19 protein-coding genes are annotated in these 20476 nt (G+C 70.6%); 7 read left to right on the top strand and 12 right to left on the bottom strand.

Features of this window, described 5'->3' with window-relative positions; all coding sequences use genetic code 11:
* Window positions 1-4 precede the first annotated feature (4 nt).
* The 3 genes from J2744_RS02805 to J2744_RS02815 form a co-directional block, all read right to left on the bottom strand.
* The gene (locus J2744_RS02805) at window positions 5-655 is read right to left on the bottom strand and encodes a DJ-1/PfpI family protein (RefSeq protein ID WP_209544210.1); all 651 of its coding nucleotides are present in this window, start codon (window positions 653-655) and stop codon (window positions 5-7) included.
* 91 nt (window positions 656-746) lie between these two features.
* Complete coding sequence (locus J2744_RS02810) at window positions 747-1436, bottom strand: SCO family protein (RefSeq protein WP_209544212.1); 690 nt, start codon at window positions 1434-1436, stop codon at window positions 747-749.
* Window positions 1437-1593: 157 nt separating this feature from the next.
* Window positions 1594-2106: a winged helix-turn-helix transcriptional regulator gene (locus J2744_RS02815; RefSeq protein ID WP_209544214.1), complete on the bottom strand. Its 513-nt coding sequence runs from the start codon at window positions 2104-2106 to the stop codon at window positions 1594-1596.
* A gap of 192 nt (window positions 2107-2298) precedes the next feature.
* Here J2744_RS02815 and J2744_RS02820 point away from each other — a divergent pair, with 192 nt between their 5' ends.
* On the top strand, window positions 2299-2649 hold the full coding sequence (locus J2744_RS02820; protein ID WP_209544223.1) for a DUF7471 family protein: 351 nt from the start codon (window positions 2299-2301) through the stop codon (window positions 2647-2649).
* A gap of 6 nt (window positions 2650-2655) precedes the next feature.
* Here J2744_RS02820 and J2744_RS02825 read toward each other — a convergent pair whose 3' ends face one another.
* From J2744_RS02825 to J2744_RS02835, 3 genes are read right to left on the bottom strand one after another with little or no spacing between them, the layout of a single operon-like run.
* A complete protein-coding gene (locus J2744_RS02825; RefSeq protein ID WP_209544225.1) occupies window positions 2656-3519 on the bottom strand; it encodes a copper ABC transporter permease in 864 nt (287 codons plus the stop codon).
* Window positions 3516-4313, bottom strand: a complete 798-nt coding sequence (locus tag J2744_RS02830) for an ATP-binding cassette domain-containing protein (RefSeq protein WP_209544227.1) — start codon at window positions 4311-4313, stop codon at window positions 3516-3518. The genes J2744_RS02825 and J2744_RS02830 overlap by 4 nt, the downstream gene beginning before the upstream one ends.
* Complete coding sequence (locus tag J2744_RS02835) at window positions 4310-6379, bottom strand: NosD domain-containing protein (protein WP_209544229.1); 2070 nt, start codon at window positions 6377-6379, stop codon at window positions 4310-4312. The genes J2744_RS02830 and J2744_RS02835 overlap by 4 nt, the downstream gene beginning before the upstream one ends.
* Window positions 6380-6483: 104 nt before the next feature.
* Between J2744_RS02835 and J2744_RS02840 the strand changes: the two genes are divergently transcribed.
* Window positions 6484-7086, top strand: a complete 603-nt coding sequence (locus J2744_RS02840; protein WP_209544231.1) for a nitrous oxide reductase accessory protein NosL — start codon at window positions 6484-6486, stop codon at window positions 7084-7086.
* Window positions 7087-7098: 12 nt separating this feature from the next.
* Here the strand turns inward: J2744_RS02840 and carB are convergent, their stop codons facing one another.
* Window positions 7099-10326, bottom strand: a complete 3228-nt coding sequence (gene carB, locus J2744_RS02845; protein WP_209544241.1) for a carbamoyl-phosphate synthase large subunit — start codon at window positions 10324-10326, stop codon at window positions 7099-7101.
* A 243-nt stretch (window positions 10327-10569) separates the two neighbouring features.
* Here carB and J2744_RS02850 point away from each other — a divergent pair, with 243 nt between their 5' ends.
* Window positions 10570-11580 (top strand): hypothetical protein, encoded by a 1011-nt coding sequence (locus J2744_RS02850; protein WP_209544243.1) that lies wholly within the window; start codon window positions 10570-10572, stop codon window positions 11578-11580.
* Window positions 11581-11653: 73 nt separating this feature from the next.
* Here the strand turns inward: J2744_RS02850 and J2744_RS02855 are convergent, their stop codons facing one another.
* The 4 genes from J2744_RS02855 to J2744_RS02870 form a co-directional block, all read right to left on the bottom strand.
* Window positions 11654-11878 (bottom strand): hypothetical protein, encoded by a 225-nt coding sequence (locus J2744_RS02855; RefSeq protein ID WP_209544246.1) that lies wholly within the window; start codon window positions 11876-11878, stop codon window positions 11654-11656.
* Window positions 11879-12017: 139 nt separating this feature from the next.
* Entirely contained in the window at window positions 12018-12551 is a 534-nt protein-coding gene (locus tag J2744_RS02860; protein WP_209544248.1) for a DUF5815 family protein, read from the bottom strand.
* Window positions 12552-12633: 82 nt separating this feature from the next.
* On the bottom strand, window positions 12634-12882 hold the full coding sequence (locus tag J2744_RS02865; RefSeq protein WP_209544250.1) for a hypothetical protein: 249 nt from the start codon (window positions 12880-12882) through the stop codon (window positions 12634-12636).
* 60 nt (window positions 12883-12942) lie between these two features.
* Complete coding sequence (locus J2744_RS02870; RefSeq protein WP_209544252.1) at window positions 12943-15165, bottom strand: CDC48 family AAA ATPase; 2223 nt, start codon at window positions 15163-15165, stop codon at window positions 12943-12945.
* 227 nt (window positions 15166-15392) lie between these two features.
* On the opposite strand from J2744_RS02870, the gene larC reads away from it, so the two are divergent.
* Entirely contained in the window at window positions 15393-16784 is a 1392-nt protein-coding gene (gene larC / locus J2744_RS02875) for a nickel pincer cofactor biosynthesis protein LarC (protein WP_209544254.1), read from the top strand.
* A 23-nt stretch (window positions 16785-16807) separates the two neighbouring features.
* Here larC and J2744_RS02880 read toward each other — a convergent pair whose 3' ends face one another.
* Window positions 16808-17155 (bottom strand): hypothetical protein, encoded by a 348-nt coding sequence (locus J2744_RS02880; protein ID WP_209544256.1) that lies wholly within the window; start codon window positions 17153-17155, stop codon window positions 16808-16810.
* Between the two features lie 580 nt (window positions 17156-17735).
* Here J2744_RS02880 and aspS point away from each other — a divergent pair.
* From aspS to J2744_RS02895, 3 genes are all read left to right on the top strand, one after another.
* Window positions 17736-19040 (top strand): aspartate--tRNA(Asn) ligase, encoded by a 1305-nt coding sequence (gene aspS / locus J2744_RS02885; RefSeq protein WP_209544264.1) that lies wholly within the window; start codon window positions 17736-17738, stop codon window positions 19038-19040.
* 228 nt (window positions 19041-19268) lie between these two features.
* On the top strand, window positions 19269-19577 hold the full coding sequence (locus tag J2744_RS02890; RefSeq protein WP_209544266.1) for a hypothetical protein: 309 nt from the start codon (window positions 19269-19271) through the stop codon (window positions 19575-19577).
* A 1-nt stretch (window position 19578) separates the two neighbouring features.
* The gene (locus J2744_RS02895; RefSeq protein ID WP_209544268.1) at window positions 19579-20322 is read left to right on the top strand and encodes a DUF4382 domain-containing protein; all 744 of its coding nucleotides are present in this window, start codon (window positions 19579-19581) and stop codon (window positions 20320-20322) included.
* Window positions 20323-20476 lie beyond the last annotated feature (154 nt).

Genomic DNA, 20476 nt, shown 5'->3' on the forward strand with positions numbered 1-20476 from the left:
CGGGCTACGCCGCGACCTCGTACCGCCGCTCGTACTCGATGACCGTCGCCACCCGGTCGGCTATCTGCTCCCCGAACTCGCGCTCGACGACGTACAGCGCCAGGTCGATGCCGGAGGTGACCCCGCCCGCGGAGAGGAGGTCGCCGTCGTCGACGACGCGAGCGTCGACGACCTCAGCGCCCGACTCGCGGAGCTCCTCGATCGCCGAGGCGTGCGTGACGGCGCGGCGCCCGTCGGTGACGCCCGCCTCCGCGAGGAGCATCGAGCCGGTACACACCGAGGCGATCCGCGTGCCCGCGGCGTGGTGCGCCGCGAGCGCGCGCGGGATGTCGCCCTTCCGCGCCTCCGCCCACGCGCTCGCCGCCTCGTCGCGCGCGCTCCACCCGCCCCCGGGGACGACCAGCAGGTCGGGCGCGTCGTCGGCGTCCGGATCGGGAAGCGTTCCGTCGACCCCGGCGCGAGTCCCGTGGCTGGCGGTCACCCGTTCGCGTTCGTCGAGCGCGACGTAGCGGACGCGGCCGGCATCGCCGCTCGACTCGCTCTCGGTCGCACCGCTTCCCTCGGCGGCGTAGCCGAGCGCGTAGTCGAACACCTCGTACGGGCCGATCGCGTCCAGCTCGTCGAAGCCGTCGTACAGCAGAATGTCGACGTTCATACCGGTTCGGAGGAGGGCGGGCGGCTTGTGCGTTCCCCTCCGACCGAACGGGAATCGCGCCCGCGCGGTCGTCCCGACCGCTCGTCGCGCGTCACTCGTCGGCGAACGCCGACACGACCCGCTCGATGTCCGCGGTGACCCGGTCCGGATCGACCCGCTCGCCGCGGTACGCGCGCTCGACGACCCCGTCGGGGTTGACGAGCAGAGTCAGCACGAGGTGCGTGAAGTCGTACCCCGGGAGCCGGTCGCTTTCCGTCGTCCGCTCAAAGCCGATCCCCAGCCGGTCCTCGACCACGGCCTTCGCGCGGGCCGGCGTTTCGGGCCGGAGGTACAGCCAGTTGCCCGCGTCGAGGTCGGCGCCGATCGACTCGGCGTTGTCGCGGAGCGCGGCCGCGTCGTCGCGCTCGGGATCGAACGTGATCGGGAGGAAGTACACGTCGTCGGTCAGTCCCGCGTCCGCGACGCGGCGCTGGACCGTCACCCACTGTCGGAGCAGGATCGAGCACTCCGCGGGGCAGAAGGTGAACACGCCGGTCACGAGGGCCGTCCGGTCGAGCGCGTCGCTGTCGGCCGTCTCGTCCGCGAGCGGGGCCGGCAGTTCGAACGACGGGAGCGACTGTCCGTACGCGGGGTACGCGAGGTCCTCGCTGTCCGCGATCTGGTCCTCCTGCGGGTCGAGCACGACGCCCTCCGGCCCGCCGCCGAACAGGCGCGAGGCACAGCCGGCGACGGCGCCGGTTGCGACCGTTCCGACGCCGGCGAGCAGCGGTCGGCGCTTCATACTCGGCCGATCGGTCGAGCGGCGCATAACGCGTCTGGTGCGATCGACGAACGACCTCGGCGCGGGCTCGGGGAGTGGGCGAGCGGCGGTTCGACTCGGCACCGCACCTCTCAGAACGGCGACAGCGACGTTCAGTCCGTCCGCCGCCTCGACGGGGTCAGCCGTCGGCGTCAAAGAGGGAGTCGACGGTGCGGGCGAAGCGGTCGACGAGCCGGTCGGGCAGCGACGGCGACACCTCGTCGAGCAGCTCGGCCGTGCGCTCCGGACGGGCCAGTGCGACGGTCATCGGTCGGTCGGGGGACTTCTCGACGATCCCGTGGTCGGCAAGGGTCGAGACGTGCCACGACACCGTGCTCTTCGCGAGGCCGAGGTCGTCCGCGAGCGCCGCCGGCCGGGTCGGCCCCGCCGCGTGGAGCCGGACGACGATCTTGCGCGCCGTCTCGCGTCTGAGGAACGCGAGGGTCCGGCGGTCCCACGCGTCGACGCTCGGGTCGAAGTAATGCGCGCGCCCGCCGATCCGTTCGACCGCGAGTTCCCCGTCCCGGACCAGTCGCCGGAGGTGGTACTGCGTCTGCCCCGTCGCGATGTCGAGGTCGCGGCCGATCCGGTTGAAGTGGGCGCCGGGGGTGTCGCGGACGTGGCGCCGAATCCGGGCTCTGGTGTCCGGCATCGTTCTCGCTCGTGCTAGCCGGCTGGGAGCTAAAAAGCGCGCGCGGTGTCTCCCGTCGTGGGAACGGTGGGGCGCGACCGGAGCGCACCGCTCGGCGGGCGAAGACGCCCGGAGGAAGGACGCTACCCGGGAACGGGCCGACACCCGACGAAGAGGAGTCTTCTTGTCGCTCGCGTCGAAAGGGACGGTGTCATGCAGGCGCCGTTCTCTCCGCCGGTCGCGCTCACCGGATGGGCGGTGGAGGGGTCGCTGCCGATCCTGGCGGTCGTGGTCGTCGCCGGCGTCGGCACGGGCGTCCTCTTCGCCGTCAGCCTCGTGGCCTACCGGCGGCGGCGGACCGCCCAGTACCGACTGATCGCGCTCGCGGTCGGTGCGCTGTTGGCGCGGTCCGTCGTCGGCGGCGGGACCGTCCTCGGCGTCGTCCCGATGCCGGTTCACCACCTGCTCGAACACTCCCTCGACTTCCTGATCGCGGCGCTCGTCCTCTACGCGGTGTACGCCCACGCGCCGGGCGCCGTCGGCGATGACGCCGCGACCGAGTGAGCTGCCTCACCGCCGGACCTGCTCGCGGACCCGCTCGACCGCCACGTCGACGTGCGACCCGAACGCGAGGAGCGCCGCGGCGACGGCGACCCCGCCGACGGTCCACCCGACGAGCGACGCGACCGCCCGACCGCCGTCGACGAACCCGCCCTCCGGCGCGAATGCGACGCCGATCACGTGTTCGAAGACGAGGCCCCTGAACGCCCCGTTGGGCGTGAGCGCGACCGATCCCCCGATCCCGCTCGGCGAGGCGCCGACCGACAGCGAGCGGAGGACCGCGAGGTCGCCGCCGAGGATGCCCGCGAGCAGCGCGAGGACGGCGAGCGCAATCGCGCTCCGCCGGCTCGTCGCGACCGCCGACACCGCCGCCGACAGCGAGAGGTACGCCGCCCCGAACAGGAGAACGAGCGCGAGGAACCGCACGAAGAGCACCGGGGAGTCGACGCCGGCGTGCGTCGCGAAGATCCCCGTGTCCGGGGCGGCGGTGAGCCAGACGTACGCGCCGACGAGCGCGAACGGTCCGCCGACGAGGGCGGCGAGCGCGACCGTCCGCGCCAGCAGCACCCCGAGGACGTACTCGGCCGCGCTCACGGGGTACGTTCGGATCACGGCGAGTTCGCCGCTCGCGGCGTCCGCGAACAGCGCGCGGTAGCCGAGCACCACCGCGAGCAGCGGGACCAGCACCTCGGTCGGCAACAGCAGGTCGACGACCGCGGGCACGAACCCGGTCGCGCCGCCGCCGCCGACCGCGACGAGACCCCCGAGGACGACGAGCAGTCCGACCGCGAGGACGGCGTAGCCGGGCGTCCGTCGCACCGTCGCCAGCTCTCGACGGAACACGAGCCAGACGCCCGCGAGCGCGCTCGTCACCGGTCGGACACCCCCGCGACGTGAACCGACTCGCCGTCCGTCCCGCCGCCGCCGTCGTCCTCGCTCTCCTCACCGTCGGGAGTCGTCGGTCGACCGGCCGAACTCCCCGCGACGGCGCGGTACAGCTCCCGGATGTCGTCGACGTCGTGGTCAGCGAGGAGCCGCTCGCGGGCCCCCGCCGCGGCGACCCGCCCGCGGCGGAGGACGACGACGGCGTCCGCGTGTGCGTCGACGAGGTCGAGGTCGTGCGAACTGACGACGACCGCGGCGTCGTCGCCCGCGCGGGCCGCCGCGCGGAAGGCCCGCTCGCGCATCTCGGGGTCGAGGCCGCTGGTCGGCTCGTCGAGGACGACGACGGCGGGGTCGCCGAGCGTCGCCTGCGCGATCCCGAGCAGCCGCCGCATCCCGCCGGAGAGCGCCTCGACGCGCCTGTCTGCCGCGTCGGAGAGCCCGACCGCCGCCAGCGCGGCGTCCGGGTCGCCGCCGACGAGCGCCGCGTAGAAGCCGAGCGTCTCGCGGGCGGTGAACCCGTCGCGGAACGGGACCCGCTGCGGGAGGTAGCCGACGCGCTTCTCATCGCCGTCGCGCGGGCCGCCGTCCCGGTACCGAACTGACCCCGCCGTGGGGTCGACCGTCCCGGCGAGCGCGCCGAGCAGCGTCGACTTCCCCGAGCCGTTCGGGCCGACGACGACGGTGACCCCCGGTCCCACGGACAGCGACACGTCGGCGAGGACGGGGACGCCGCCGTACGTGCGCGTGACCCCGTCGAGGGTCGCGAGCGGCTCGTCGGTCACGCTTCCCCTCCCGCCGTCGCGGGACGGTCCGCGCGGCGCCACTCCGTCGAGTGTCGGAGCGCCGTGGCGTTCCCCGTCCGGGCGAGCGCGGACCGCCACCCCGTCGGAACCCGTCGGTCGGTGTCGGCCGTCGTCGCCGCGTCGACTCGGTCCGGGTGGTAGGGCTCGGTCGCCGGCGCCGGGTCGACGATGCTCCCGGACCGGGCCCCGGGGACGGTCCCGCGGAGGCGGTCCAGGAGCCGCGCGGCGGGCGACTCGCGCACTGTAACCGCGCTCACCTCTCGGTGGAGCGCCGCGTCGACCGGCGACGTCGGGCGGTACGCTCGGCTCCCGGAGTCGTGCGGCCCGACGTTCGCGCCCTCCCAGTAGTTCCCGCGGTCGCCGTCGGCCCACACGCGCAGCGCGCCGGCCCCGGCGGCCGCGTGGTCGCCGTTCCGGACGAAGTCGTTCGCGGCGACCCGGCTCGACGGGACGACGGTCGTCGCGCGCGCGCCGAGCTCGTTGTCGACGACGACGTTGTGCTCGTACAGCGATCCGCGGGCGCTCGTGGAGAAGCCGAGTTCGTTGCCGACCAGCGTGTTGTAGCCGATGTACGTCCGCGTCCCCGACGCCTGGATCCCCGCGCTGGAGTTGCGAACGTCGTTGCCGACGATCGCGTTCCCCGCCGGCCGCGTCATCACGGTGACCCCGGCGAACAGCTCGTTCCGGAAGGCGTTGTCCGCGACCAGCGCGTCGCCGGTGTACATGAGATGCGTCCCGTACCGGTTGTCGGCGAACGTCGAGTTGCGGACGATAGAGCCGTCGGCGCGGTGGAGGTAGATCCCGTCCCGGCCGCCCTCGAACCGGCTGTCGCTGACGGTGACGCGCGACTCCATCCCGGTGATGCCCATGAACCCCTCCTGCCACTCGTCGGTTCCATCGACGACGAGCCCGCTCACGGTCGCGTGCGAACCCTCCCGCAGCAGGATCCCGCTCGCGTTCGTGTCGACGACGACGTCGTCGACGACGAGTCCCGGCGCGCCGACCGCCTTGACCCCGGCGTCGCCGTGGCCGTAGCCGAGCTGGATGTTCGTGTCCCACGTGCCGCCCTCCGGGTCGCGGGACTCGCGGGCCGCGTCCGGGTCTCGGGTCCGGTTCCCCGTCCCCGCGATCCGCATCCCCGCGAGCGCCACGTCGGGGGCGCGGACGGTGATCACCGACCCGGTCCCGTTGCCGACGACGCGGGTCACGCGCTCGTCGCCCCGCTCGCTGCCGGTGCCCGCACCGGCGATCGTCACGGACCGGTTCACCGTCACGGTCTCCTCGTAGGTTCCGGGGGGAACGCGGACCGTCGTGTTCGGCGGCGCGGCCGCGACCGCGGCGTCGATGGTGGGGGCGTCCTCGCCGACGACCACGGAAACCGGGCGGTCAGCGCGCCGCTCTGCCGCCGCGAGCCGCTCGTTCGCCGTCCGCCAGCGGTCCGGGGCGAGCGCCCGCACGGTCGCCGCGGAGTCGACGTCGAACGACCGGCCCCGGACCGCCTCCCACCCGACGACCGACCCGCCGTGGTCGTCGGCGAACGCCGCCGCGGCCTCGTGCTCGGCGAAGGGGACGACGACCGCCCCGGCCGGCGTCCGAGCGTCGCTGTCGACGACGTATCGTGCCTCTCCGACCGGCGTCCACCCGCCGGCGCCGCTCGCGGAGAACAGCCCCGACTCGGTCGTGCCGGCGTCGCGATGGTCGAACGTCTCGACGTACGCGATGAGCGGATACCCGAACTGTCGCTCCGTCCGGCCGTCCGACAGCGACTCGACGAACGAGGCGATCCCGTTGTAGCCGACGACGTACTGGAGCTGCGAGTAGAACACCTGGACCCGCGGCAGCGTCGCGTCGTCCGCCATCAGCGCGTCCGTCTCCGAGGAGAGCCCCAGCTCGACCGCGTCGTCGAACCGCACCGGTTCGGGAACCGACTCGCTCGGGTCGGCGGTGAACGCGCCAGCGGTCCCGACGGCCGCGACGGCGACGAGCGCGACGGCCGCGAGACGGAGGCGACGCGACCGGGCGGAGTCGGTGTCGAAAACTGCCACGCGTCCGCTTCGATCGGCGGCGACTTAGCGCGTCTGGTTCGTTCCTCGAACGCGCCGCTGAACGAGTCCAGAGGGGCTAATAGCCGGGTATCCGAAATCAGACTATGACGAGAAGTCACCCGTCGACGAGGGCACTCGACCGACGCGAAAGCGTCCCGCGGCGACGCCTGCTCGCGGGAATCGCCGCCGCCGGCGCCGCCGGCACCGCCGCCGTCGCCGGCTGCGCCGGCGGGGGGTCGGACTCGATCGCTCCCGTCTCGATCGACGACGACCAGGCCTGCGACCAGTGCGGGATGATCGTCGCCGACCACCCCGGAACGGTCGGGCAGGTCCACTTCGAGGACGCCGAGCCGGAGGGCGGGCGCCCGGCGCAGTTCTGTAGCGCCAACTGTGCGTACACGTACCGGTTCGACGCGGAGGACGCGGGGCGGACGCCGCTCGTGACATTCCTCACCGACTACTCGGCGGTCGATCAGGAGGTGTTCGAGGAGGGAGGCGACACGATGTTCTCCTCGCACGTCGGACGCGAGGCGTTCGTCCGCGAGTCGGTCCTCACGGTCGTCGCGCGCAGCGAGGTGATCGGCGCGATGGGACCGGACCTGATCCCGTTCAGCGACGACGGCGACGTCGAGGACTTCGTCGACGAGTACGGCGGGGAGACGATGCCCGCGACCGAGGTTGACCGCGGGACGCTGGAGGCGCTGTGAGGGCGGGGGCGCCTACTCCGCGCCGCCCCACTTCGCGACGCGCTTCGGGCGGTCCGACACCGCCATCACGTCGAGGTCGTCGCCCGCGTGGTCGAGCGCCTCCAGCGCCGCCTTCGCGGAGGCGTGCGTCGAGAAGTAGGTGATCTCCTCTTCGACGGCCACTTCGAGGAGGTCGCGCTGGCGCGAGACGATGAGGTCGAGCTCGCCGCGCTTGGCCGCCTCGATCAGGTCCGTCGCCTCGCTCAGCTCGAAGTGCTCCGCGTACCCCGCGACGAGCGCTTCGCCCGCCTCGGTGCCCGGGTCCGGGAACTCCTCGGCCGAGAGGTCGACGACGGCGGTGCCGGACTCCGGGATCGGCTTACCCGTAGAGTCCTGCGCCTTGTCGTACGCCTTGCCGAAGGAGGTTGCGGTGCCCATCACCTCGCCGGTGGACTTCATCTCCGGGCCGAGCCGCGGGTCCGAGCCCGGCAGCCGGTCGAACGGGAGGACGACCTCCTTCACCGAGCGGTGCTCGGGGATCTGCTCGTCGACGTCGAGGTCGGCGAGGGTCAGGTCGTCGGTCATCACCTTCGCCGCGAGCTTGGCGATGGGGACGCCCGTCGCCTTCGAGACGAACGGGACGGTCCGCGAGGAGCGCGGGTTCGCCTCCAGCACGTACACCTCGCTTTCCGCCTCGCCCTCGACGCCCGTCACCGCGAGCTGGACGTTGAGCAGGCCGATCGTGTCGAGCGCGCGGGCGATGTCCTCGGTGACCTCGCGGACCCGGCCGAGCGTCTCGTCGCCGAGCGAGCGCGGCGGGATCATACACGCGGAGTCGCCGGAGTGGACGCCCGCGCTCTCGACGTGCTCCATCACGCCGCCGAGCAGGACGTCCTCGCCGTCGGCGACGGCGTCGACGTCCAGTTCGACGGCGTCGTCGAGGAACTGGTCGACGAGGATGGGCTTGTCCGGCGAGACGCGGACCGCCTCCTCGATGTACTCCTCAAGCTCTGCGTCGTCCTCGACGACCCGCATCGCGCGCCCGCCGAGCACGTAGGAGGGGCGCACGAGGACGGGGTAGCCGATCTCGTGGGCGAGTTCGAGCGCCTCGGCCTCGCTGGTCGCGGTGCCGCCCTCGGGCTGGGCGACGCCGAGCTCGTCCATCAGGACGTTGAAGCGGTCGCGGTCCTCCGCCAGATCCATCGCCTCGACGCTCGTGCCCAGAATCTCGCAGTCGAGTCCGCGGCGGTCGATCTCATCCTTGAGCGGTTCGCCCACGTTGACGGAGGTCTGCCCGCCGAACTGGACCATCACGCCGTCGGCGCCGGTGGTCTCGATCACGTCGGCGACCTCCTCGGCGGAGATGGGTTCGAAGAACAGCCCGTCCGAGGTGTCGTAGTCCGTCGACACCGTCTCGGGGTTGTTGTTGATCACGTGCGCGTCGATGCCGAGCTCGCGGAGCGCGCGCACCGCGTGGACCGCACAGTAGTCGAACTCGACGCCCTGCCCGATGCGGATCGGGCCGCCGCCGACGACCACGACGCTCTCGACGTCGGGGTCGACGCGGACCTCGTTCGCCGCGCCCGCGGTGTCCGCCCCCTGTAGGAACTCCGGCAAGCGCGCGGAGTAGTAGTAGGGCGTCGACGCCTCGAACTCGCCCGCGCAGGTGTCGACCTGCTTGTAGGTTCGGTCGGGCACCGCGCTCTCGACTGTCCCCACGTCGGCGTCGACGCCGCCGGCGGCCGCGGTCGCGGCGATCTCGGCGTCGGTGCGGCCGACCATCGCCGCCTCGGTGAAGTCGCCCTCAGCGGCCGCCGCGGTGCCGTCGGCGATCTTCTCGAAGCGCTCGACGTACCAGCGGTGGATGCCGGTGAGATCGATCACGTCGTCGACGGCGTAGCCGCGGTCGAACGCCTCGAACATCGCGTACGGACGGTCCGGGCTGGGGCGTTCGAGGTACTCCGACTCCAGTTCGTCGTCGTCCACCGCCTCGAAGTCGACGGCGGGGTCGTACTCGGAGGAGCGCAGCGCCTTCACCATGCTCTCCTCGAACGTCCGGCCGATGGACATCGCCTCGCCGGTCGACTTCATCGCCGTGCCCAGCTCGAAGTCCACGTCGTCGAACTTGTCGATGGGCCACCGGGGCACCTTCGTCACCACGTAATCGATCGCCGGCTCGAAGGCGGCGGTCGTCTCGCCGGTGATCTCGTTTTCGATCTCGTGGAGCCGCTTGCCGAGCGCGACCTTCGCCGTGACGCGGGCGATCGGGTAGCCCGTCGCCTTCGAGGCGAGCGCGGAGGAACGCGAGACGCGCGGGTTCACCTCGACGACGCGGTACTCGCCGCCGGGGGTTCCGTCGTCGTGCCACGCGAACTGGATGTTACAGCCGCCCTGGATGCCCAGATCGCGGATGACTTCGAGCGCGGCGTCGCGCATCTCCTGGTGACCGTCATCGGGGATCACCTGCGAGGGGGTGACGACCGTCGACTCGCCGGTGTGGATCCCCATCGGGTCGATGTTCTCCATGTTACAGATGATGATACAGGAGTCGTCGGCGTCCCGCATCACCTCGTACTCGAGTTCGACCCAGCCCGCGATGGACTCGGTGATGAGCACCTCGCTGTTCCGGGAGAGCCGCAGTCCCTTGCGGACGCGCTCGACCAGCTCCTCGAACTCGTCGACGACGCCGGAGCCGGAGCCGCCGAGGGTGTACGTCGTCCGGGCGATGACGGGGAGGCCGCCGACCGAGTCGACCGCCGCCTGGACGCGCTCGCGGAAGGCCGCCTCGTCGAAGTCGGTGACCGACTCGCCCTCGTCTAAGGAGATGGTCGTCGACTTCGGCACCGGCTGGCCGAGACCCTCCATCCGCTGGCGGAACAGGTCGCGGTCCTCCGTGGCGTAGATGGTGTCGAGCGGCGTCCCCATCACCTCGACGTCGTGTTCTTCCAGAATTCCCTCCTCGGCGAGTTCGGCGGTTACGTTGAGTCCGGTCTGGCCGCCCAGGCCCGCGATGACGCCGTCCGGCTCCTCGATGCGGATGACCTCCGCGATGGCCTCGGGCGTGATCGGCTCGATGTACACCCGGTCTGCCGTCTCGGGGTCGGTCATGATCGTCGCGGGGTTCGAGTTCACCAAGACGACGCGGGCGCCCTCCTCCTGGAGCGCGCGACACGCCTGCGCGCCGGAGTAGTCGAACTCGGCCGCCTGTCCGATCTGGATCGGTCCGCTGCCGATGAGTAGAATCGTCCGGTCCTCGCTCATTACGCGGACGGAATACGCTCATCGTAATAAGGTCGGCGGTAGAGTACGAATCTCGCAGCGAGTTTGCGATTTTCGCAAGTGAGAGCGTACCACGGTGGTCGGTACTACACGACACGACGCGCCGACGCCCGCCGCGAACGCGCTCGCCGACGCCCGACGTGTTCGACGCGCCACCGTCGAATGGGCGGTTCGAACCGCCCACCACAAGGGATTTATCGAGATGTCGAGCACTCCGAGACGGCTATGACCTGTTCCCGCCGCCGTGCCCTCCAACTGCTCGGCGCCGCCGGCGCGACCGCGGCGACCGCCGGGTGTCTGAGTCCCGGCAGCCTCGATTCGTACGCGCTCATCGCTGACGAACTGGATCTCTCGTCGATCGGTCGCCCCTACCTGTGGCCCGACCCGACCGAGATCGACGCCGTGACTCGCGTCGACTTCGCGACCGAGACGAAGACGGCGCATCTCTCGGAGCTGTTCGAAACGGGGAGCGTGACCGTCCAACAGTGGCCGCTCGTCGGCCGCGACGCGTGGGGGTCCGAGACGAGACCCCGCCCGACGTTCCTCGAACGCGACGGGACCTTCTACGAGGTTCGAATCGTATCGGAGCGTTCCCTCGAACGGGAGCGGTGGCACTTCGCGCTCGAACGGGTCTACGAGACGCCGCCCGACGACGCGACGGTCGCGGAACCACCGTTCGACCTCTCCGAAGGGGACGGGCGCGTGCTCGACGCGGCGCTCGACGCCGTCTACGCGGGCAACGACGGCTTCCTCGGCGACCCCGAGTTCGACGAGCTTCAGACGGTCGAGTTCCACCGCGAACTCGACGCCGAGGCCAGCGACCTCGTCCCGTCGCCCGCGTTCGAGTTCGTCGAGTACGAAGACGAGTACTTCCGGGTGGTCACCGAGCGTCGGACCGTCGAGGTCCCGGAGTGGACGTACGCGATCACCGAGATCAGCGACACGCGGAGCGAGTTCACCGCGCACGCACGGGAGAAGATCGTCGAACGCGACCTCGCCTCGAGTGAGCTCTCCGAGTCCGCCCGACAGGTGTTAGACGACGCGATCGCCGAGGACCCGCGCCGCTACGAGGAGGGCGCACCGCCGTCGGAGGAACTCGACGAGGCCCTCGGCGCGCTCGGCATCGCCGAGGACCTCGAACCGATAGCGAACTACGACGACCGCGTCGACTTCCGGAACGTCGTCGTCGAATATCGAGACGGCGTCTATCGGTTCGATCTGATCGTCACCCCGTAGAACGCTCGCGGGTCCCGTCGAACAACCCCTCACACGGCCGCGGACGGCCGCGTTCCGGGCCGCTGGACGCCTTTCAGGTATCGAGCCGGTACCGGTACGGCTGCCCCGCGATGACCTCGATCTCGCCGCGCTCGGCCCGGCGCCCGAGCACCGTCGCGACTCGGTGCGGGCTATCGATCTCCTCGCACTCGTCGCACTCGTCGACGAGGGCGAGGATCTCCCGCGCCGTCAGCGGCTCGTCGGCCTCGGCGAGCACGCCGCGGATCCGGTCGTACCGGTCGTATTCGCCGGCGCTCATGTGTCTTACGCACGGTCTCCGAACATATAGGGTTCAGTGAGACAGGAGTCGGACGGTTGTCTGACACGAGGCGTGAAGCGGCCGTTAACCGGTGTTTGAGCGGGTCATCGGGGCGCGATCGAACGGGACTCGATCCCCCTCAGGCGTACGGGTCCTCGGCCTCGAGGTCGCGTTCGTCGCGGTACTGCTCGACGAACTCGCTCACGTCGAACTCGACCATCTCCCGCTCGAACGCCGACAGCGCCTCGTCGTCGTCGGCGTGGCTCACGGCGTGTTCCATCAGTTCGACGACGAGTTCGACGACGACCTCGTGGAGGCGACGGGAGTCGAACTCCGTCACCCACGCCATCGCGTACCCGACGTCGGCGTTCTCGCTGGCGTCGTGCGCGACGACGGCCTCCGGGAACTCCTCTAAGACGACGCCGAGCAGGTGCGGCGTGTCGAACTCCGGCATCTCCTCGCTCGTCGTCTCGATCGCCTCGCGGAGGACTTCGACGAGGAAGTCCGGGAGGAACCGCTCCGGGGGATGAACGTCCATCACGACCGCGTGCGCCTCGCCGCAGTCGCACTCGTACTCGCGCATCCCGAGGTCCAGTTCGCCGACGCCGATCGCCTCCCCGCAGGGCAGCTCCAGCGCGTTCTCGTCGCCGCCGGGGACGCGGGGCTGAGACATACCTCCGTTTGGTCGCTGGCGAGGTTAAAAGGAGCGAAACGGGGCGGTGCGGCGGCGGGAGAGACGGCGGTCTCGACGCTCGCTACTCGAAGTCCTCGTAACCGGACTCCTCGTCACCGTCGTCGGATTCCCCGTCGCCCTCGCCGTACTCGTCGCCCTCGCCGTACTCGTCGCCCTCGCCGTGCGTCTCCACCTCCGCTTCGACCGCGATCTCGATCCCGTTCGCCTCGTAGGTCGCCTCTATCGTCTCGGCGTCGCTGCGTTCGACCTCCAGTTCGTCGCGGTCGACCTCGACTTCGACCTCCACGTCGACGGTGATGTCGTCGGACATGGCTGCGCGTACGCGCGCACCGCTGAAAATATCCCCGCAGGCGAACGACGGTCGGCCGCGTTACTGGAAGCCGATCCGGCCGCCGGTGTCGCGGAGCGACTCGCCGCCCCCGCCCTTGAACTGCTCTTTGACGTCCTCGTAGTACGCGAGGATGTCGTCGTTGATCGTCGGCCGCACCGACTCCATCGCGCGCCGGAAGTGCTTCATCTCGACCTCCTCGGCGTCGTCGTCGTCGCGAAGCGCCTCGATGGCTGCCTCGCGGGCGATCCCCTCGAGGTCGGAGCCGACGTAGCCGTCGGTGATCTCGGCGACCTCGCGGAGGCTCACGTCGGGCGCGAGCGGCGTGTCCTGCGTGTGGATGTCGAGGATCTGCTCGCGGCCCTCCTGGTCGGGCTGGCCGATCATCACGAGGCGGTCGAACCGGCCCGACCGCAGCAGCGCGGGGTCGATCATGTCCGGGCGGTTGGTGGCGCCGATCACCATCACGTCGCCCATGTCCTCCAGCCCGTCGAGCTCCGTCAGGAGCTGGTTGACGACGCGCTCGGAGACGTTGTTCCCCATCTCCTGTCCGCGCGAGGGCGCGAGGCTGTCCAGCTCATCGAAGAAGATGATCGTCGGACTCACCTGCCGGGCCTTCCGGAAGGTCTGTCGGATCGCCTTCTCCGACTCGCCGACCCACTTCGAGAGCAGCTGCGGCCCCCGCACCGAGATGAAGTTCGCGTTCGTCTCGTTGGCGACCGCCTTCGCCATCAGCGTCTTCCCGGTGCCCGGCGGGCCGTACAACAGCACCCCCTTCGGGGCGTTGACGCCCATTCGGTCGAACTTCTCCGGCGAGGTGAGCGGCCACTCCACCGACTCCTGAACCTGCTGTTGGGCCTCGCTGAGTCCCCCGACGTCGTCCCACGATATCTTCGGCAGCTCGACGAGCACCTCGCGCATCGCCGACGGCTCCACCTCGTTCAACGCGCCGGAGAAGTCGTCACGCTTGACGATCATCCGGTCGATGAGGCTCGGCGGGACCTCCTCCTCGTCGAGGTCGATCTCGGGGAGGTACCGGCGGAGCGCCTTCATCGCGGCCTCCTTCGTGAGGCTCTCGATGTCGGCGCCGACGAAGCCGTGCGTCTCGTCGGCGAGGTGATCTAAGCTTACGTCGTCGGAGAGCGGCATCCCCCGGGTGTGGATCTGGAGGATCTCCTTGCGGCCCACCTCGTCGGGGACGCCGATCTCGATCTCGCGGTCGAACCGGCCAGGGCGGCGGAGCGCGGGGTCGACGCTGTCGACGCGGTTCGTCGCGCCGATGACGATCACCTGCCCGCGGGTCTCTAACCCGTCCATCATCGTCAGTAGCTGGGCGACGACGCGGCGCTCGACCTCGCCGGTCACGTCCTCGCGCTTGGGCGCGATCGAGTCCAGCTCGTCGATGAAGATGATCGAGGGGGACTCCTCTTTGGCGTCCTCGAAGATCTCCCTGAGCTGCTGTTCGGACTCGCCGTAGTACTTCGAGATGATCTCGGGACCGGCGATGGAGAAGAACGACGCCGACGTCTCGTTGGCGACCGCCTTCGCGAGGAGGGTCTTCCCGGTGCCCGGCGGGCCGTGGAGCAGGACGCCCTGCGGCGGCTCGATGCCGAGCTTCGAGAAGATCTGCGGGTGCTTCATCGGCAGCTCCACCATCTCGCGGACGCGCTGGATCTCCGACTGGAGGCCGCCGATGTCCTCGTAGGTGATCCCGCCGCCGGTCTTCTCGAACCCGGAGATCGGCTCCTCGCGCAGTTCGACCTCGGTGTCCTCCGTGATGAGACAGACGCCGTCAGGCTCCGTCTCGACCGCGATCAGCGGGATCGCCTGCCCTGGCGACCGCATGAACGGGTGGTTCGTCGACGACATCACGGGGACGATGTCGCGCTCGACGACCGGCCGCTTGAGGATCTGGCGTTTCACCATGCCGGCGGCGTCGGAGCCGAACTGGACCGACGCCTCCTCCGGCGGGGCCAGCACGAGCTTGTCGGCCTTCTCGGCCTCCGCCTTCCGGATCGTGACGCGCTCGCCGATGCCGACGTCCGCGTTCTGTCGGGTGAAGCCGTCCACCCGCACGGTGTCGGTGTTCCAGTCCTGGCGGTCCGCGCGCCAGACCTTCGCGGCGGTGGTCTCCGCGCCCTCGATCTCGATGATGTCGCCGGGCGAGAGCTTCAGGTGTAGCAGGGTGTCGGGGTCGAGTCGGGCGATGCCGCGCCCCGAGTCGTTCGGGTACGCCTTCGCCACTTCGAGTTGGACTTCGTTCATGGTTCCTCGCGGGGGTTGTTCCTATCTCCTTCCGGTTCGGGAATAAGCCTGTTGCCCGTCCCGGCGCCGCCGCTTCGCACCGGCCGACGGGCGACCGCGGCAGACTGTGTGATCATATAGCACGGTACGGAGTCCGCTCTTAAAACCCCGTCGTAAGCGTGCGTTTTCGCCGTCTACTCCGGCTGCCGATCCGGGGGTATTTGTCCGCCAGTCGCCTCGGACGCACCATGCGAACGCTCGTCTTCGACGGTCGGACCGGGGCCGCCGGCGACATGATCTGCGCCGCGCTGATCGCGGCCGGCGCCGATCCCGACGTCCTCGCCCCCGTGAGCGACGCCCTCCCGGTTCGGTATGAGGTCGGCGAGACGGAGAAAACCGGGATCCGCGCGACGACCGTCGACGTGCTCGTCGACGGGAACGACACCGAGAGGGTCGGAACTGATCCGGGTCACGACCACGGCCACAGCCACGATCACGACCACGATCACGACCACGACCACAGCCACGACACGGAATCCTCCGGAGGCGACGATCACGCCGAGGGCGCCGGCGTCCACCGCACCTACCGCGAGGTGGTCGACCTCGTCGAGTCGATGGCCCTCCCCGCTCCGGTCGAGTCGACCGCGCTCGACGCCTTCGAACTGCTCGGTTGCGCGGAGGCGTCGGTCCACGGCACCGATCTCGACGAGGCGCACTTCCACGAGGTGGGCGCGGACGACGCGGTCGCCGACGTAGTCGGCGCGGCGCTGCTGCTCGAGGACGTCGACCCGGAGCGCGTGGTCGCGACGCCCGTCGCCGCCGGCGGGGGGACGGTGGAGATGAGTCACGGAACGTACCCGGTCCCGGCCCCGGCGACGACCGAGATCGCGACCCGGTCCGAGTTTCGGATCGTCGGCGGGCCGATCGACCGCGAACTGCTCACGCCGACCGGCGCCGCGATCCTCGGCGCGGTCGCCGAGGGCGTCGACGCGGTCCCGGACCTCGCGGTCGAGCGCGCCGGCTACGGGGCCGGCGACGCCGACTTCGACCGCCACCCGAACGTCTGCCGCGCGCTCGTCGGCGACGGGGGTCTGCCGGACTCCGAGGAGGAGGAACACGACGCGCAAGCGGACCACGCTCACGCAGACCACGCCCGCGACGGCGGACTCGTCCACGACGACATCGCCGTCTTAGAGACGAACCTCGACGACGCCGCGCCGGAGGTCCTCGGGGGACTCCAGGAGACTCTCACGCGCGCCGGCGCGAGAGACGTGACAATCGTCCCGACGACGATGAAGAAGTCCCGGCCCGGCCACCTCGTGAAGGTGATCTGTAAGCCGGACGACGCGGAGGCGGTCGCGGAGCGGCTCGCCCGCGAGACGGGGACGCTCGGGGTGCGCCAGTCGGGCGCGAGCCACCGCTGGATCGCGGAGCGCGAGTTCGAGACGGCGACGCTCCGGGTCGACGGCGCGGACCACGAGGTGGCCGTGAAGGTCGCCTCGACGACGGACGGGGAGGTCTACGACGTCAGCGGGGAGTACGACGACGCGGCCGCGGTCGCGGCGGCGACCGGGCTTCCGGTCCGAGAAGTGCTCCGGCGCGCCGAGACCGACGTGCGGGAGCGACTCGCGGACGAGTAGAGGAACGGGATACCGGTCCCCCGTCAGTCGGGCGGGTCGATCCGCTCGACGCGTTCGGGGTCGACGCCGAACCCGTCGGCGAGGCGCTCCCGGACGCGGTCGACGACGAACCCGTCGGTGGCGTCGTCGATCCCCTCGGCGAACTCGGCGTCAGGCTCCGGCTCCTCGCCGACCGCGAGGGTCGCGACCGCCTCGACCGTGGTGTCGTTGAGACCGGGCCGGAGGCCGGCGATCTCGATCTCCTCGACGCGGAGACCGTCGATTCGCTCGATCTGTGCTCTGGCGCCGGCGACGAGGTCACCGGCGGCCGCCTGCGAGACGCGGACGGTCACCGTCGCCTCGACCGACGGCGTGTGGATGGCTGCCGCCATACGCCCTCGCCGCGAGTCGAACGCGGGGCGGACGGTCGGGTCCCGGACGAAGCCGGGATTGCGACCGGTCCGCGTCCTCGAACGCGCCGACGGCGGGCCACCGACTGGGGGCACCAGCGGAAGTCGCCGGCGGCGCTCGCGAGGGATACGGTCGTCCGACTCGACGCGCGCGACGGACAGCGGCGGCTGGAGAGAACGGGAGATGGTCCGTCCCGCGGGGAAACCTCCCCAGCCGACGCGCGTCACGCGGTCGGGCGGACGGACCGTGGGTTCGGAGTCCCGTAGCCGATCCCGATCCACCCGAGGAACGCGACGCTCGCGGACCGCGCGAGCGTCGAGCGGGTGGAACGGGTCATGATCGGGCTCCGAGACGCGGGATGCGCCGGTATCGACTCCGTGTGGCGGTTTCGTATTAAAATTATGTTAGTTATGCTACAACGTGTCACGCCGTTTCCGCCTCGGGAGCGCCGCCGGAGTTCCCCGAGAATCCGCCGGAGCGGCCGCGGGCGCCGCGTTCCGTCGACGCCGAGACGACAGGCCTATGCCGAACGCCCGACCAGTTGCGCGTAAGCAGCCCGTCATGATCGAGCGAATTCACACGTCGGACGTCGAACCGGACGCGGACGAGGTCGCCATCGCCGGCCACGTCCACGAGATCCGCGACCTGGGAGGCCTCGTCTTCCTCATCGTGCGCGACCGCGAGGGACTCATCCAGATCGTCTTCAAGGAGGAGCGCGAGCCGGAGCTGTTCGAGGCCGTCCAGGACGTCGGCGCCGAGGACGTGGTCCGCGTCGTCGGCGAGCCGCTGGAGAGCGACCAGGCGCCCGGCGGCGTCGAGATCGCGCCCACCGAGTACGAGGTCATCGACGAGGCGGACTCCCCGCTTCCCTTGGAGATCTCGAAGGACATCGAGGTCGACCTCTCCACCCGGCTCGACAACCGCGCGCTCGACCTCCGGAAGCCGGAGACGCTCGCGGTGTTCACCCTGCGCTCCGAGCTGATCACCGCGATGGAGGAGTGGTTCGAAGACGAGGGGTTCGTCGACATCAAGACGCCGCTGATCTCGAAGGGCGGCGCGGAGGGCGGCGCGGAGCTGTTCCCGATCCTCTACTACAACCAGGACGCGTTCCTCTCGCAGAGCCCGCAGCTGTACAAGCAGATGCTGATGGCCTCGGGCTACGAGGCCGTCTACGAGACCGGCACCGCGTTCCGCGCCGAGGACTTCGCGACCTCCCGCCACGTCTCCGAGATCGCGATGTTCGACGTGGAGCTGGCGTACATCGACGACGAGGACGACGTGATGGACGTCCAAGAGGAGTCGCTGCGCTACGCGCTCCGCGAGGTCGCCGAGAACGCCGAGCGCGAGCTGGACCTCCTCGACGTCGACCTCGACGTGCCCGAAGACGACTTCCCGCGGATCACCTTCGACGAGGCGCTCGACATCCTCGAGACCGAGTACGGCCATTTCCCGGACGACCCGACCGACCTCGACACGAAAGGCGAGAAGCTGCTCGGCGAGCACTTCGAGGAGCAGGGCCATCCGGCGTTCTTCGTCGTCGGCTACCCCGACGAGAAGTTCTACTACATGCAGGACGTGCCCGAAGACGATATCGCCTCCCGGAAGTTCGACCTCATCTACAAGGGCCAGGAGCTCTCCTCGGGCGGCCAGCGCGAGCACGACGTCGAGCGCATGGTCGAGGTCATGGAGGAGGAGGGCGTCGAGACCGCGAACTTCGAGTTCTACATCGAGGCGCTGAGCTACGGCACGCCCCCGCACGGCGGCTACGGGCTCGGTATCGACCGCCTCGTCCAGAAGGTCGCCGGCCTCAGCAACATCAAGGAGGCGATCATGTTCCCGCGCGATCCGAACCGGCTGGAGCCGTAGGCGGCCCGATCCCCCGCCCAGTTGCGCGCGTCGGAATCGGACTTCGATTCGCCCCGCGACCGCGCCGCCCGCTCGGCGGTCAGAGCTGTTCTTTTATAAGCAGAGACCGATTTTAGACGAATCCGCTCGTCAGACTCTCTTCCGGCGGTTAAACTGGGTTAAATCGGGCGAAAATGGGCTGAACGGCTTGCGCCATTAAAGGGCGTCGGGCACCGAGGGGGAGTCGCTATGAACGCACTCCGAACGACGCTGCTCGTGGCGCTGGCCACGGTGGTACTGATCGGGACCGGCGCGGCCGCCGGCGCCGTCGCGGCAACTCCCGGGCCGGGGGACGCGCCCGGCGACGCGGGACCGCCGAGCGACCTCCCGGACCAGGTGCCGGACTTCGTCGGCGACATCCTCGATAGCGTGAACGAGTTCCTCTCCGGCGGCGTCGATGATCTCAGCGAGACCGTGAGCGAGATCGCCGGGAACGGCGCCGGCGAGGGCGGCGATTCGGGTGCGAGAGACGGATCCGACGCGGACGAGGAGGCGTGACGTGACGGACCGCACGCCCGACCGCGTCACGCTCGACCGCCGGACCTACCTCCAGGCGACCGGCGTCGCCGCGCTGGGCGCGGTCGGTCTCGCCGGCTGCGTCGGCCGCGCGACGGGGACGCTCGCGACGCGGGTGACTGACCAGCCCGCCGACATCGGTGACTTCGAGTCGCTCGTCGTCACCGTCGAGGGGTTCTGGCTCGGGCCGGAGGGGGCCGAGCCGGAGGACGGCGAGTCCGACGGCGACGGCAACGAGACCGACGCCGGCGGTGACGACACCGCAGACGGCGACGACGAGACCGCGGACGGCAACGAGACGGACGGGGACGAGGACGCCCCCGACGGCCGCGAGTACTTCGAGTTCGACGAGCCGCAGGAGGCGGACCTCGTGGAGCTTCAGAACGGCGAGACCCGGCTGATCGACGAGCGCGAGCTACAGACGGGCGAGTATCCGTACCTCCAGCTCGACGTGTCGGCGGCCGACGGGACCCTCACCGACGGGAGCGACGCGACCGTCGACCTCCCGGGCAACGCGCCGCTGAAGTTCAACGCGCCGTTCGAGATCCGCGAGAACGCGCGGACGACGTTCACCGCCGACTTCGCGCCGGTGCTGCGAGGGAACGGGCGGTACCTCCTCCGGCCGGTGCCGAGCGGCATCGAGGTCGAGTACGAGGAGTCCGGCGGATCCGACGGCGACGATTCGACAGGCGGCGAGAACTCGACCGACGGCTCGGGCGACTCGTAGCGACTCGCGTTCCCTCGGTCCCCCGTTGAAGCTGCGGTCGCGTCCGGTCGCTCGCTACAACGCGAGCGCGAGGCGCACCGCGGCTTCGGGGTCAGGGCTGGGTCGGTTCCCGGGATTTGGGGACCGGGGGAATGCGCGCACCGCTGCGGTCGGT

Origin of the sequence: Halorubrum trapanicum, assembly GCF_017873555.1 — an archaeon.
Classification (GTDB): Archaea; Halobacteriota; Halobacteria; order Halobacteriales; family Haloferacaceae; genus Halorubrum; species Halorubrum trapanicum.